This is a genomic window from Micromonospora sp. MH99, from assembly GCF_021442385.1.
Lineage (GTDB): Bacteria > Actinomycetota > Actinomycetes > Mycobacteriales > Micromonosporaceae > Micromonospora.
Genome location: NZ_MUZA01000019.1, coordinates 1 through 13,072, shown reverse-complemented (window position 1 = coordinate 13,072; position 13,072 = coordinate 1). Strand labels below are relative to the sequence as shown.

Genomic DNA, 13,072 nt, shown 5'->3' with positions numbered 1-13,072 from the left:
TCGCGCCCCCGGGGGTACGGGTCAGTGGGGGTGGGCCTGGCGGTGGGTGGCCAGGATGTCGGCGCCGAAGTCGCTGGCGGGGCGGCGGAGCACGGTATGCGCGTGGTTGCCGTCGTCGCTGGTGTTGTCGTACTCGATCAGCAGGTCGTCGCCCTGCACCCGGTAGTAGTGCCGCTGGCCCGGCCTCGTCGGGCCGGCCCAGGCGAAGTGCAGCTGGCCGCCCTGGACGCGGGTCGCCTCCTGAACGGCCAGTTCGGGAGGCAGCCGGTCCAGGTAGAGCGCGACGACCTGGTCGAGCAGCGCGCGGCCGGTCGGGCCGAGCCGGTCGGCCGGCACGCCGAGCGGCTCGAGAGGCCCGTCGACCCGCGCGCGGGTGGCGCTGATGATGTCCGTCGGCGCCTCGTCGGCGATGATCGCGGCGGCCCGCCCGGCCGGCCCGAGTGCGTCGAGCAGGGCGCGGGCCAGGTCCTCCTCGACACCGAGCGGTCGGGAGACGGCGTGCCCGGCGTGGCGCACCGCCGCCGGGTTGGCGCCGAAGAAGATCGGCGCGGGGGAGACCTGGTCGTCGACCACGGTCATGGTCACCGACAGGTGGTGTCCTTCGAGCCGCCACGCCCAGCGGTCGTCGCGGGCCGGGTCACCGAACACGGCGACCCAGTAGTCGCCGCTGTGCCGCCCGCGGCGCCAGCCCTCGGCCCGGTCGAGGACCTCCTCCAGCGCGACGATCGCCATGGCCTGGGCGTACGCCGAGGGGCTGAGCGCGGTGGCCAGCAGTCGGTGCGCGGCCTTGCGCCCGGCGATGTCCAGCTCGGCGAGGCAGACGCCGGGGCGGGGGCGGGGCCGGTACTCCAGCCAGCGTCGGGCCGAGTCGTCGGTGAACGGGTACACGGCGCCGATGCGGGTCGCGGGGTCGAGCGCGGCCAGCAGCGCGGTGCCGGCGGCACGCATCTGTTCGGGCAGGGGATCTTCCACCGACCCTGTATACCGGCCCGTCGGGGGTCGCGTCAGCCGGCCCGCAGCAGCGCGGTCATCTCCGGCAGGTCGAAGAACTGCGCGGTCTCGGCCGCCGACGGGGTGCCGTGCGCCGGGTCGGCCCCGGCGGCGAGCAGCGCGCGGACGGCGTCGGTGCTGCTGCGAAAGACGGCGGCGGCGAGCGCGGTCTGACCTCGGTCGTTGGTGCGGGTGTGGTCCGCGCCGCGGGCCAGCAGAGCGGCCACCGTGTCGGGGTGGGCGTGGTAGGCGGCCAGGATCAGCAGCGTGTCGCCCTTGTCGTTGGTCAGGTTGACCGGCAGGCCGGCGTCGACCTGGGCGGCGAGCTCCTCGGTGGAGCCCGCGCGGGCCAGGTTGAACATCCGGTGCGCGAACGCCAGGGTCTCGGCGTCAAGGTCATCGGTCACCGGTCCAGGGTAGTCGCCGAGGTCCTGATAGGTTGCTCGGCCGGCGCGATGGGGGAGGGGTCCGATGGGTGAGACGGTCTACGTGGGCAACGCGGGCGTCGACGGCGTCGGCAACGGTGGCTGGCTGCTCGGGCACTTCGCGCCGCCGGACGAGATCCGGCACAGCACCGACGTCGAGGTGAAGTGGGGCGTGCATCCACCCGGGGAAGCCCGCGCGCGGTGGGCGACAGGTGAGCGTCGGACCACCCTGCTGGTGCTGGTCGACGGGTGCTTCCGGGTGGAGCTGCCGGACCGGACGGTCCGGTTGGCCGAACCCGGCGACTACGTGGTGTGGGCCCGGGGAGTGGATCACTCCTGGTACGCCGAGCGCGCCTCGGTGGTGCTGACCGTGCGGTGGCCGTCGCTGCCCGGCTACCGGGTGGGCCCGCCGGTTCTGCGCTGAGCCAAGACGGTGGCGTGTTCGGCCTCCCGGCATGTGGAATTACCTACTAAACCTATAGGGTTTGCCGGCTAGAGTACGAGGGCACCCCGCCGAACGACCCGCTGAGGAACCACCGATGACCCACGTTCGCCCGGCTCCCGACCTGCTCGCCGTCGCCGCCCGGTGGGCCGACCCGGCCGGCTGGCCGGTCCCGCTGCGCTTCGATCCCACCGAGCGCTGGTACGCCCGGCTCGCCACCGCCGACGACCACGAGGTGTGGGCCCTGAGCTGGCTCCCCGGCCAGGGCACCGACCTGCACGACCATGGCGGCTCCGCCGGCGCGTTCCGGGTGGTCGCCGGCGCCCTCACCGAGGAGACGGTCAGCCGTGCGGCGCTGCGCCCTCGGCTGCTGCCCGCCGGCGCCGCCCGCCGCTTCGGCCCCCGCCACGTCCACCGGGTCACCAACCGCGGCCCGGCGCCGGCGGTAAGCGTGCACGTCTACCGGCCGGCGCTGCGCCGGATGACCCGCTACGACCTGCTCGACGGGCGCCTGCGGGTCGCCGAGGTCGCCGAGGCCGGTCGGTCCTGGTGAACCTCCCGTTCGCACCGCCCTCTCGTCACCGGAAGGAATCGACAATGCTGGTCACCGCAGCGCCCTGTCCGGCACCCGTGCCACCGCCGGGTTCCCGGGGCATCGACGAGCTCCTCGCCGCCGCGCGAGCCCGCCTCGACCGACTGGACCCGGAGCGGGCGCACCTCGCGCACCGGGCCGGCGCGTTGCTCGTCGACATCCGGCCCGCCGCCCAGCGCGCCGCGCACGGCGTCGTGCCCGGCTCGCTCACCGTCGAGCGCAACGTGCTGGAGTGGCGCTTCGACCCGCGTTGTCCCGCCCGGCTGCCCGAGGCCGTCGACTACGACGTGCCGGTGGTGATCATCTGCCAGGAGGGCTACACGTCGTCGCTGGCCGCCGCCGCGTTGCAGGACATCGGCCTGCACCGGGCCACCGACGTCGACGGCGGGTTCGCCGCCTGGCGCATCGCCGGCCTGCCGGCGCTCGGCCCCACCCCGCTGCACCGCGCAGCCCCCCTCGCGCCACCGGTCACCGCCGGCCGGGCACGCCGCTGACCCCCACGCCCCACCGGGCGTGGCGGGCGTACCGCCATCTCAGGAGGCACGATGTCCGTCATCGCGATCCCCACCCGTCCCTACTCGCCGGGTCACCCGGGCCGGGCCGCCGTGCGCCCGCGTACCGGCCCGACCCTGACCATCACCCTCGACCTGGCCCCCGGGCCGGTGAGCCCCCGGTTGGCCCGGCTGGTGCAGCTGCTCGGCGAGCTGGCCGAGGCCGGGGAGGACCGGCTGCGGCCCGCCGACGACGTGCCCTCGACGCCGCGTCCCGCCGCCGCCGAGCTGCCCGTCGACGACACCGACGGGACCGACGTGCGCATCCTGGCCGGCTCGCGGGTGGTCCGCCGCGGCGACCGGGTGGTCGCGCTGACCCGCATCGAGTACGACCTGCTGCTCTTTCTCGCCGAGCGCCCGCACCGGGTCTTCACCCGCCTCCAGCTGCTGTCGAACGTGTGGGGCTACGAACACGCCGTGGCCCGCACCGTGGACGTGCACGTGCGGCGGCTGCGCGCCAAGCTGCCCGGGGCGGAGGTGATCACGACCGTCTACGGGGTGGGTTACCGGCTCGGCGACGGGGCGCGGATCAGCGTCGACCACACCCGCTGAGCAGCGCTCGGGCGGCGGTCCGCAGGCGACCGTGAAGGGCATGGTGAACAGGACGGGGACCCCCGTATCGGGGCATCCTGGCGGCTCTGCTGTAATCATCTGGCTTCGTACGCAGAGCGAGCATCTGGCTCCGATGTGTTCGTCAATTGTCACATTCATGCAACGCAGCCGCCTCTTGACCCTCGCCCGGGTGCCGGGAAGCATCGATGAAGCGGCGTCCCGGGCCGTGGGGAGATACCCGGACCAGCCCAAGGAGGACCATGTCGGTCAGCCCCGCCTCGTCGCGCGCCGGATGGCATACGTCCCAACCCGCGGTGCCCGGTCGACCTCCCGGCGGTCAACGCCGCCCGGCGAACACCGCCGCGCCGATGCTCACCGTGACGCTGTCCATCCCGCTGGCCTGTGAGGAGTCGCTGACCCCGCCGGCCCGGCGGCTGCTCGAAGCCGCGCGCGAGATGCTGGAGCGGGGCGAGGGCGTGATCACCAGCTCCGTTCCGGCCGAGCGTCGCGCCGACGGGGTGCCGGCCAACCGGGCACCCGCCCGAGCCCTCACCCCGACGATCCCCGCCCTGCACATCCTCGCGTCGTCCCGGTCGGTTCTGCGCGACGACGAGCCGCTGCCGCTGACCCGGCTGGAGTTCGACCTGCTGCTGCATCTGGTCGCCCACCCCCGCCGGGTGTTCACCCGGCTGCAACTGCTCAACGCCGTCTGGGGCTACGAGCACGCCGGCGTCCGCACCGTCGACGTGCACGTACGCCGGCTGCGCGGCAAGGTCGGCGTGGACGTTCCCCTGGTCACCACCGTCTACGGCGTCGGCTACCGGCTGGCCGACGACGCCCGCGTCACCGTCGACCGCACCGGCTGACCGTCCGACGAGCGCCCCTGTGGCGCGGGGCAGGATGGTTCGGTGCGTATCCGTCCCATCTCGCCCGACCGGCTCGTCGCCGAACTCACCGACCGGCTCGACGACGCCTCCCGCACCGTCGAGCCCGCCCGGCTGCGCGTGGCGATCGACGGCGCTCCCGCCGCCGGCCCGGACGAGCTGGCCGCCGCGCTTGTCGACCCGCTGCGCGCCCGGGGCCGCCCGGTCCTGCACGTCCGCGCCGCCGACTTTCTCCGACCCGCGTCGCTGCGCTTCGAACTCGGCCGCACCAACCCGGACGCCTACTACGAGGGCTGGAACGACGAGGCCGGCCTGCGCCGCGAGGTGCTCGACCCGGCCGGCCCCGGCGGCGACGGGCGGGTGCTGCCGTCGCTGTGGGACGCCACCGCCGACCGGGCCAGCCGCGCCCGGTACGTCGACCTGGCACCCGGTGGCGTGGTCCTGGTCAGCGGCGCGCTCCTGCTCGGTGGGGCGCTGCCCTTCGACGTGACAGTCCACCTTCAGCTGTCCCCGGCGGCGCTGCGCCGCCGCACCGAACCGGCCGACGAGTGGACCCTGCCGGCGTTCGACCGTTACGCCGACGAGGTGGTCCCCGCCAGCTTCGCCGACGTGGTGGTACGCGCCGACGATCCCCGTCACCCCGCGCTCGTGCAGGCCGGCGACAGCTGAGAAATTCGCCGGTTTGCGTGGCACGCCCCGCGGGTACTCGCCCGGCTCACAGAGCGCGGGTGACCGCCCGCGTACCGGATGCGACCGTTGACCGGGGCCCACGCCGCCGGCACCCGGTTCACCTTGAGCCATCAGGCCAGGAAAGGCAGGCAGCGATGCTCGTCCACGACACGGTCGGTACCGGCCGATCCCAGACGGAGATCGACCAGATCCGGCACTCCCTGCAGGCGCGCTACGACGAGCTGACCGCCGAGTACGAGCAGGCCGTGCTGCAGAGTCAGGTGCTGCGTCTGGTGGAGGTCGGCGACACCGCCGGCGACGACCAGGCCGACAGCGGCACCAAGACGGCCGAGCGTGACACCGCGCAGTCCCTGCTGCGGACCATCCTCGACCGGCGCACCCAGTACGAGCACGCCCTGGGCCGCCTCGCCGAGGGCACGTACGGCTGGTGCGAGGGCTGCTCGGCGGCGATCCCGGTGGAACGCCTGGAGATCTTCCCGGCCGCGACCACCTGCGTGACCTGCAAGCAGACCCGCGAGCGGCGGGCGGCCTGAGCGACGGCAGCGGTTGCCGGTCGGTCCACGGCACGATGGACTTGCGCCATGGGTGACATCCTGGTGGGCACCGCGTCCTGGACCGACCGCACACTGCTCGACTCGGGCTGGTATCCCCAGACCGCTGACAACCCGGAGAAGCGCCTGGCGTACTACGCCCGGCAGTTTCCGCTGGTCGAGGTCGACGCGACCTACTACTCACCGCCCGCCGAGGCGACCGCACGGCTGTGGGCCGAGCGCACCCCGGCCGACTTCACGTTCAACGTCAAGGCGTTCAGCCTGCTCACCGGGCATCCCACCCGGGTCAGCGCGCTCTACAAGGACCTGCGACCGGAGACGGACAAGAAGAACGTCTACCCCGACGACCTGCCCGCGCAGTCGTACGAGGAGGTGTGGACGCGCTTTCTGTCCGCCCTGGACCCGCTGGTCGAGGCGGGCAAGCTCGGCGCGCTGCTGTTCCAGTTCCCGCCCTGGTTCACGATCAAGCGGGCCAACAAGCAGTACCTGCTGGAGGTGGCGAAGCGCTGCGCGCCGCTGCGAGGAGTCTACGAGTTCCGCCACGCGTCCTGGTTCGACGGCGACAACGCCGAGGAGACCCTCGCCTTCCTGCGCGAGCACCGACTGTCGTACGTCTGCGTGGACATGCCGCAGGGCCACCGCTCGTCGGTGCCCCCGGTGCTGGCCGCCACCGGCGACCTCGCGGTGATGCGCTTTCACGGCCACAGTGACAAGTGGACCAGCAAGGACATCCACGAGAAGTTCGGCTACCACTACTCGAAGCGGGAGCTGGCCGACTGGGCGCCGAAGCTGCGCGAGCTGGCCGACTCCGCCGGGCAGACCCACGTCCTCATGAACAATTGTTACCGGGACTACGCCCAGACCAACGCGGCAACGCTTGCGGGTCTCCTCGACGCGGGCTGACCTCACCCGATCCGGGTGGGGCCGGCTCACCCGCCCGACCGGCACGGTGGACACGGTGGGTACGGCCGCCCGGGAGCGGCCGACGCCGCAGACGACACGGAGGTGACGGGGATGACGGTTCGACTGGTGACGGATCGACGGCGCGGCGGCGTCCTGCACGTCGTGGGCACGGGCGGCGACACCCGGCGCGCGCCTCAGGGCACCCCGGTGCGGGCCCGCCGTGGCCCGGTGGGGCCGCCGCGACGCGCCGACGACCGACGGTGGGACACCACGGAACGGGGGTCGACCGATGGCTGACGCGATGATCTCCGCGTTCGAAAGTTCGCTGGACAAGACGAACCTGATCCTCAAGGACATCGAGGCCGCCTACGGGTGGCCGAAGGAGCGGCGCAACCAGTCGTACGCGGCGCTGCGCACCGTGCTGCACCTGCTGCGCGACCGGTTGGCGGTCAACGAGAGCGTCGAGTTCGCCCAGCAGTTGCCGGTGCTGGTCCGCGGGATCTACTTCGACGGCTGGAACCCGTCCGACGTGCCGATCAAGCTCAACCGCGACGACTTCCTCTACGAGGTCCGCCAGGGCTTCCCGTACGACGTCGAGGGCGGCGCGGAGCGGGTGACGCAGGTCGTGCTGGACACCCTGCGTCGGCACGTCACCCAGGGTGAGTGGCAGGACGTGAAGGACACCATGCCGAAGGATCTCGCCACGTTCATGCCGTGACGCCGTGACGCGTGAGCCCGCCCGACGACGCCGTCGGGCGGGCTCAGTGCTCGGACGCGTCGGCCTCGGCGGCCGACGGCACCCGTGACACCTGATGACCGGCCCCGCGGGCCAGCGCCGCGAAGGCGACGGCGTCGGTGACGGCCGCGCCGCCGGGGTCGTTGTTGAAATAGACGTACGCCGGCTCGTCCGCACCGAATGCGTCGGTGAGCCGGCGGGCCCACGAGCCGAGCGCGGTACGCCCGTAGTGCGGCCACGGCCGGGCCCGCCCCTCGTGCAGCCGCAGGTAACCGAAGTCGGTGGTACGCCAGCGCGGCGCCACCGGACGACCCAGGCGATCCGCCCAGACCAGCGCGGCCCGCCGCCGTTCCAGGACGGCCCGGGTCGCGTCGGTCCACCACGACGGGTGCCGCGGCTCGACCGCGACCCGCACGTGCGCCGGGAACAGCCGCAGCGTCGCGTCGAGCGCGTCGACGTCCGCCCGCAGGTTCGGTGGCAGTTGCAGCAGCACCGGCCCGAGCCGGTCACCGAGGGCCGTGGCCCGGCCGAGGAACCGGGCCACCGGCTCGGCCGGGTCCCGCAGACGCTTGATGTGGGTGAGGTAGCGGCTCATCTTCACCGCCACGCAGAAGTCCGCAGGTGTCCGCGCCCGCCACGCCGCGAACGTCTCCCGCTCCGGCAGCCGGTAGAAGGCGTTGTTGACCTCGACGGTGGCGAAGCCCGCCGCGAAGTGCTCCAACCAGAGTCGCTGCGGCAGCCGCTGCGGGTAGAAGCGGCCCCGCCAGTCCCGGTACTGCCAGCCCGACGTGCCCACCAGGATCACCGTCTCATCCTGACACCGACCGCCGCCGCCCGCGAACCGACCGTGTCGTCCCGGTTCGACGTCTACGGTGTGGGTTAGAGAAGATCGCGCGTGGGGTACCACCCGCAGCACGACGGACCCCGGCGTACGGCGGGGCGGCACACCCGAGGGAGTACCGATGGCACTCAACGACGATGACATGCAGACCACGGGCGGCGGCGGCCTGGAGGGTCCGGCCGACGGTGGCGCGACCCCGGGTCACCAGGACGGCGGCGCTGACGGTGGCGCGGAGGGTCCGGCCGATGGCGGCGCGACCCCGGGCCAGCAGGACGGCGGCGCTGACGGTGGCGCGGAGGGTCCGGCCGATGGCGGCGCGACCCCGGGTCACCAGGACGGCGGCGCTGACGGTGGCGCGGAGGGTCCGGCCGACGGTGGCGCGACCCCGGGCCAGCAGGACGGCGGCGCTGACGGCAGCGCCCGGTAACGGACCGTCATGACGCACCTCGACCCGCCGGGCGGCCACGGCCGCCCGGCGGTTCCGTTCGCGGGCGCCGCTGCGGCGCTGGCCCGCTGTGTCTCGGTCGAGCCGGCCAAGTTCGCCGCCGCGCACTGGGGGCACACCCCGCTGCTGTCCCGCGCCGCCGAGCTGCCCGACCCGGCCGGCTTCACCGACCTGTTCAGCCCCGCCGACGCTGACGAGCTGCTCAGCCGGCGCGGTCTGCGTACCCCCTTCCTGCGGGTCGCCAAGGACGGCCAGCTCGTCCCGGCGGCGCGGTGGACCGGCGGCGGCGGTGCCGGCGCGGAAATCGGCGACCAGGTGCTCGACGAACGGGTCCTGGAGCAGTACGCCGCCGGCGCGACCCTCGTGTTGCAGGGCCTGCACCGGATCTGGCCGCCGCTTGTCGACTTCGCCCGTGACCTGGGCCTCGCGCTGAACCAGCCGCTCCAGATCAACGCCTACCTGACCCCGGCGGGCAGCCAGGGCTTCGCCACCCACTACGACACCCACGACGTGTTCGTGCTCCAGGTCGACGGCCGCAAACACTGGCGGATCCACCCGCCGGTGCTGCCCGACCCGCTGGAGAAGCAGCCGTGGGGTGGCCGCGCCGACGAGGTCTCCGCCACCGCGCAGGGCGAGGCGGCGCTGGACGTGGTGCTCGCCCCCGGCGACGCCCTCTACCTGCCCCGCGGCTGGCTGCACAGCGCACAGGCCCAGGACGCCAGCTCGCTGCACCTGACCGTGGGCATCCGCGCGCTGACGCGCTACGCCCTGGTGGAGGAGCTGCTCGCGCTGGCCTCCGAGGACCAGCGGCTGCGGGCCAGCCTGCCGTTCGGCACCGACGTGGCCGACCCCGACGCCATCGAGCCGGAGCTGACCGAGACGGTGGAGGCGCTGCGGGACTGGCTGCTGCGCGCCGACCCGGCCGCCGTCGCGGCGCGACTGCGCCACCGCGCCTGGCCGGCCGCCCGACCGGCGCCGATCCGCCCCCTCGCCCAGGCCGGGGCCGTGGCCGCGCTGAACGCCGACTCCCGGCTCACCCTGCGGCCTGGCCTGCGCTGGCAGCTCGTGCCGCACGGGGACGGCCAGGTGGCGCTGCGATTGTTCGACCGCACGATCACGCTGCCCGCCGACTGCGAGCCGGCGACCCGGGCGTTGCTCGGTGGCACCGCGATCCGGGTCGGTGATCTGCCGGGCCTGCCGGACGACGCCGACCGGGTCACCCTGGCTCGCCGGCTGCTGCGCGAGGCCGTCCTGGTGCCGGCCTGACCGAGTCCCACCCTGGCCTGCCGGGCCGATGTGGTGGTGAGCGGTATACCGCAGAGGCATGAATATGACTCTGCGGTATACCGCTCACCACCACATTCGCCCCGCTGGACGTGACCGACAGTGACCGCCGCCAGCGGGCCCGGGCGTCGGCTCAGGTCAGCGGCCGAGCACCAGCAGCAGCACCGTCGTGACCAGCCCGGCGCCGAGCACCACGGTGATCGGTCGAGGGCCGAGCACCGCGTGTCGGCGGTCGGCGAGCACCCGCGCCGGCACGAGACCGATCAACGGCCCGAGCAGGGTCACCACCAACGCCAGCACCGGCATCCCGACTGCCAGGTCCCCGCCGTACCCGACGCCGAGCGCCCGCGCGCCGGAGCCCAGCGCGTACGCCACGACCGCGCCCGCCACCCCGCAGAGCGCCAGCAGCGGGTTGACCGAACCCGGCAGCTCACCGGGCTGCCCGGCCCGGTCGAGCAGGTCCCGGACCCGACCGAGCAGCAGCACCGGCTCGCCGGCCGCACTGCCGTTGGTCGGCGCGGGCGGCGCACCGAGGCGGCGGGCGCCGAGGCGGGCCCGCACCTGCTGCCACAGGTGCGCCACCTCGGCGTCGACGCGTTCCTGCTCCTCGCGGGCGTCGACCAGCTCCTGCTCGGCGCGGCGTACCTCGTCGGTGGCGTCGGCGACGGCCCGCTCGGCCGCCGCGCACTGCCGCTCGTACCAGGTGTGCGCCTCGGCGCGCTGGTCGCGTACCCGGGCGCTCAGCTCGGCCAGTCGCCGCAGTTGCGCCGTGTACGTGTCACTGGTCACCGGTTGGTTCATCGCGACGGTCCATAGGGGATGAGCACCTGGCCGGTGCGGTGCACCGCCCGGTCGAAGAAGAGCCCACGCCACGGCCGGGGATACCAGTCCGGGCCGCCGGTTCCCGGATACAGCGAGGCGCCCAGCTCGCCGCCGTGCGCGTCCAGAGCAACCCAGGCGCCGATCTGGTCGGTGCGGGCGGCCGGGCCGCCCAGGTCCGCGCGCATCCGCGCCACGCCCCGCCACCAGGCCAGCACGTGGGTGCGCCGCTCCGGACCGTCGTGCAGGATCCGGCGCAGATGCTCCAGGCCGGTGCGCCGGCCCGTGCGCGCGGCGAGGGCGCCGGCCGCCGCGTCGACCGCGAACAACAGCAGATAGTGCGGGCTGCCCGGGCCGGACAGCCCGTCGGCCGTCTCGCCCATCAACTCGCCGACGGTCTCCTCGTCGTACCAGGAGGCGTCGTCGGCCAGGTCGTCGTAAAGCGCGCGGGCGATCGGATCGGCGTCCGGGTCGAGGCAGGCGATGGAGAACCGGGCGGTGCCCGGCGGGTGTTGGCGGGCCAGCGACCGGGCGGCCGAGTCGAGCACCGCGCACGCCTCGTCCACCCGCGTACCCAGCACCGCCAGGTTGCGCCCGGGCGCGCGGGGCAGCCGCAGCGCCGCCGAGCGGGACTGCACGTCGATGATCTCGCCGAGCAGGGCCACCGGGTTGCGCGGCGCGCGGCCGTCGGTCGGGGCTTCGAGGGCCCGGAAGTCCGGGGCCTCGTCCAGCCGGGGGATCGCGTCACCGTCGAAGAGCCGGGCCGGCGCGGCGTCCGGCGGGCGCATCCGCCACAGCCGGTGTTGCAGGCCGCTCCACGTCTCCCAGTCGCTGGCCGACGGGATCCGCGCGACCTCGTTGCCCTCCACCATCCCGGACTCGGCGTTGACCACCGCGTGCCAGCGGGGCAGCGACTGCGCCGCGTCGTTGCGCTCGGCCAGGATCCGCAACGCCTTGGGCAGCGCGATGCGCAACGTGAACTGGGCGACCAGCGCCGGACGGCCCCACAGCGCCTCGATGCCCCGTACGTCCTGCGAGGCGAGCACCAGGTGGATGCCCTGCGACCGGCCGCGGCGAGCCAGGTCCTCCAGCAGGTCGGCGGCCTCCCGGGCGACCACGTCCCGGCCGGCCAGCAGCATCTGGAACTCGTCGACAACGGCGACGATCCGTGGCCAGTGCCCGGTCGGGTCGACCGCGCGCAGCTCGGCCAGCTTGGTCACCTCGTGCTTCTTCGCGGCGTCGGCGCGGCGACGCAGCTCCTCGGTAAGGAACCGCAGCAGCGCCAACCCGAACTCCCGGTCGGTGTTGACGTTGATGCCGACCAGGCGCATGTGCGGCAGCCAGCTCGGGTCGCGTCGGCCCTGCGCGAACCGGGCGAAGGACACCCCCTCCTTGAAGTCCAGCAGATAGAACTCCAGCTCGGCGGGGGAGTAGCGGGCGGCGAGGGCGCCGATCCACGCGAAGATCAGGTTGGTCTTGCCGGTGCCGGACGGCCCGCCGATCAGCGCGTGCGGTGGATAGTCGCCCAGGGTCAGGCGCACCGGTCGGCCCTGCGGCCCCTCGCCGATCGGGGCGGTCAGCCCGCTGGCCGAGTCCTCCCGCCACATCTGCTCCGGCGGGGGCAGCAGGTCGGCGAACGGGGTCGGCGGCGGGCCGGCGTTGACGCGGGCCGCGATCTCCCGGCAGGTGTCGGTGACAAGCGTCGCCGGTGGCGGCGGGTCCAGCCGGACCGACAGGCCGGACGGGCCGCCGATCCACGCGCCGGACGCCTCGGTCACCACCCGGGTCACCGTCGGGTCGTCCGGCAGCGGGATGCCCCGGACCACGAGGTGCACCCCGCAGGCGGCGCCGGCGCGGACCACGCGTTCGAGTTGGCCGCGTTCGTGCCGGCTCAGCTCGTCGCCGCCGAGCAGCACCGCCACCCGCCACGGCTCGGGACGGCGCCCGGTCGCCGCGGCCAGCTCCCGCAGCGAGCCGTGTTCGCCGGCCAGCACCGTCTCGTTGATGCGGCGGATCTGCTCGACCAGGTCGTCCAGCAGCGGACCCAACCCGCCCGGGCCGACGAAGGTGAGCAGCCCCGCGGTGCCCAGGGGCGCGAACCCGGCCAGGCCGCCGCCCAGGTGCTCCGGGTCGTAGCCGACAAGGCGTACCCCGCCCGGGTCGGCGCGGCCGACGGCCCGCAGCAGCAGCGCGGACACCACCGCGTCGCAGCCGGCGCGGTCGTCCCCGGACAGGTGCACGTGCCCCGCGTCGAGCAGCGGCACCAGCGCGGGCACCGGGTCGACGTCGTCGAGCCGGACCGTGCCGACCCGCAGCGCGCCGGGCGGCTCGGCCCGGCGGGTGGGCGTGGGCGTCCAGCCCGGCCAA

General features: G+C 74.3%; 16 protein-coding genes. 11 read left to right on the top strand and 5 right to left on the bottom strand.

The features are described from left to right. Positions 1–21: 21 nt before the first annotated feature. Positions 22–972 carry a DUF3500 domain-containing protein gene (locus B0E54_RS12895; protein ID WP_234583609.1) on the bottom strand — a complete coding sequence of 317 codons (951 nt, stop codon included), beginning with the start codon at positions 970–972 and terminating at the stop codon, positions 22–24. A gap of 32 nt (positions 973–1,004) precedes the next feature. Continuing rightward, the gene (locus tag B0E54_RS12890; RefSeq protein ID WP_234583607.1) at positions 1,005–1,397 is read right to left on the bottom strand and encodes an ankyrin repeat domain-containing protein; all 393 of its coding nucleotides are present in this window, start codon (positions 1,395–1,397) and stop codon (positions 1,005–1,007) included. Positions 1,398–1,461: 64 nt separating this feature from the next. Here B0E54_RS12890 and B0E54_RS12885 point away from each other — a divergent pair, with 64 nt between their 5' ends. From B0E54_RS12885 to B0E54_RS12845, 9 genes are all read left to right on the top strand, one after another. Further along, positions 1,462–1,839, top strand: a complete 378-nt coding sequence (locus B0E54_RS12885; RefSeq protein ID WP_234583606.1) for a signal peptidase I — start codon at positions 1,462–1,464, stop codon at positions 1,837–1,839. A 115-nt stretch (positions 1,840–1,954) separates the two neighbouring features. After that, positions 1,955–2,410 (top strand): cysteine dioxygenase family protein, encoded by a 456-nt coding sequence (locus B0E54_RS12880; RefSeq protein ID WP_234583605.1) that lies wholly within the window; start codon positions 1,955–1,957, stop codon positions 2,408–2,410. Between the two features lie 44 nt (positions 2,411–2,454). After that, positions 2,455–2,943 (top strand): rhodanese-like domain-containing protein, encoded by a 489-nt coding sequence (locus B0E54_RS12875; RefSeq protein WP_234583604.1) that lies wholly within the window; start codon positions 2,455–2,457, stop codon positions 2,941–2,943. A gap of 51 nt (positions 2,944–2,994) precedes the next feature. Continuing rightward, a complete protein-coding gene (locus B0E54_RS12870; RefSeq protein WP_234583603.1) occupies positions 2,995–3,552 on the top strand; it encodes a winged helix-turn-helix domain-containing protein in 558 nt (185 codons plus the stop codon). Positions 3,553–3,812: 260 nt separating this feature from the next. Further along, positions 3,813–4,418, top strand: coding sequence for a winged helix-turn-helix domain-containing protein (locus B0E54_RS12865; RefSeq protein WP_234583602.1), 606 nt, complete (start codon positions 3,813–3,815; stop codon positions 4,416–4,418). A 42-nt stretch (positions 4,419–4,460) separates the two neighbouring features. Continuing rightward, a complete protein-coding gene (locus tag B0E54_RS12860) occupies positions 4,461–5,105 on the top strand; it encodes a uridine kinase (RefSeq protein ID WP_234583601.1) in 645 nt (214 codons plus the stop codon). 155 nt (positions 5,106–5,260) lie between these two features. Further along, positions 5,261–5,659 (top strand): TraR/DksA C4-type zinc finger protein, encoded by a 399-nt coding sequence (locus B0E54_RS12855; protein WP_007459738.1) that lies wholly within the window; start codon positions 5,261–5,263, stop codon positions 5,657–5,659. A 48-nt stretch (positions 5,660–5,707) separates the two neighbouring features. Next, positions 5,708–6,580 carry a DUF72 domain-containing protein gene (locus tag B0E54_RS12850; RefSeq protein ID WP_234583600.1) on the top strand — a complete coding sequence of 291 codons (873 nt, stop codon included), beginning with the start codon at positions 5,708–5,710 and terminating at the stop codon, positions 6,578–6,580. A 289-nt stretch (positions 6,581–6,869) separates the two neighbouring features. Beyond that, positions 6,870–7,298 carry a DUF2267 domain-containing protein gene (locus B0E54_RS12845; protein ID WP_234583599.1) on the top strand — a complete coding sequence of 143 codons (429 nt, stop codon included), beginning with the start codon at positions 6,870–6,872 and terminating at the stop codon, positions 7,296–7,298. A 43-nt stretch (positions 7,299–7,341) separates the two neighbouring features. Here B0E54_RS12845 and B0E54_RS12840 read toward each other — a convergent pair whose 3' ends face one another. Beyond that, the gene (locus B0E54_RS12840; RefSeq protein ID WP_234583597.1) at positions 7,342–8,121 is read right to left on the bottom strand and encodes a DUF72 domain-containing protein; all 780 of its coding nucleotides are present in this window, start codon (positions 8,119–8,121) and stop codon (positions 7,342–7,344) included. Positions 8,122–8,278: 157 nt separating this feature from the next. Between B0E54_RS12840 and B0E54_RS12835 the strand changes: the two genes are divergently transcribed. Both B0E54_RS12835 and B0E54_RS12830 read left to right on the top strand, forming a co-directional pair. Beyond that, positions 8,279–8,584 carry a hypothetical protein gene (locus B0E54_RS12835; protein ID WP_234583596.1) on the top strand — a complete coding sequence of 102 codons (306 nt, stop codon included), beginning with the start codon at positions 8,279–8,281 and terminating at the stop codon, positions 8,582–8,584. A 9-nt stretch (positions 8,585–8,593) separates the two neighbouring features. After that, positions 8,594–9,868 (top strand): cupin domain-containing protein, encoded by a 1,275-nt coding sequence (locus tag B0E54_RS12830; RefSeq protein WP_234583594.1) that lies wholly within the window; start codon positions 8,594–8,596, stop codon positions 9,866–9,868. A gap of 156 nt (positions 9,869–10,024) precedes the next feature. Here B0E54_RS12830 and B0E54_RS12825 read toward each other — a convergent pair whose 3' ends face one another. After that, positions 10,025–10,687, bottom strand: coding sequence for a hypothetical protein (locus tag B0E54_RS12825; protein ID WP_234583593.1), 663 nt, complete (start codon positions 10,685–10,687; stop codon positions 10,025–10,027). Continuing rightward, a partial coding sequence (locus B0E54_RS12820; protein WP_234583591.1) for an FtsK/SpoIIIE domain-containing protein occupies positions 10,684–13,072 on the bottom strand: 2,389 nt, incomplete at its 5' end. The genes B0E54_RS12825 and B0E54_RS12820, both read right to left, overlap by 4 nt.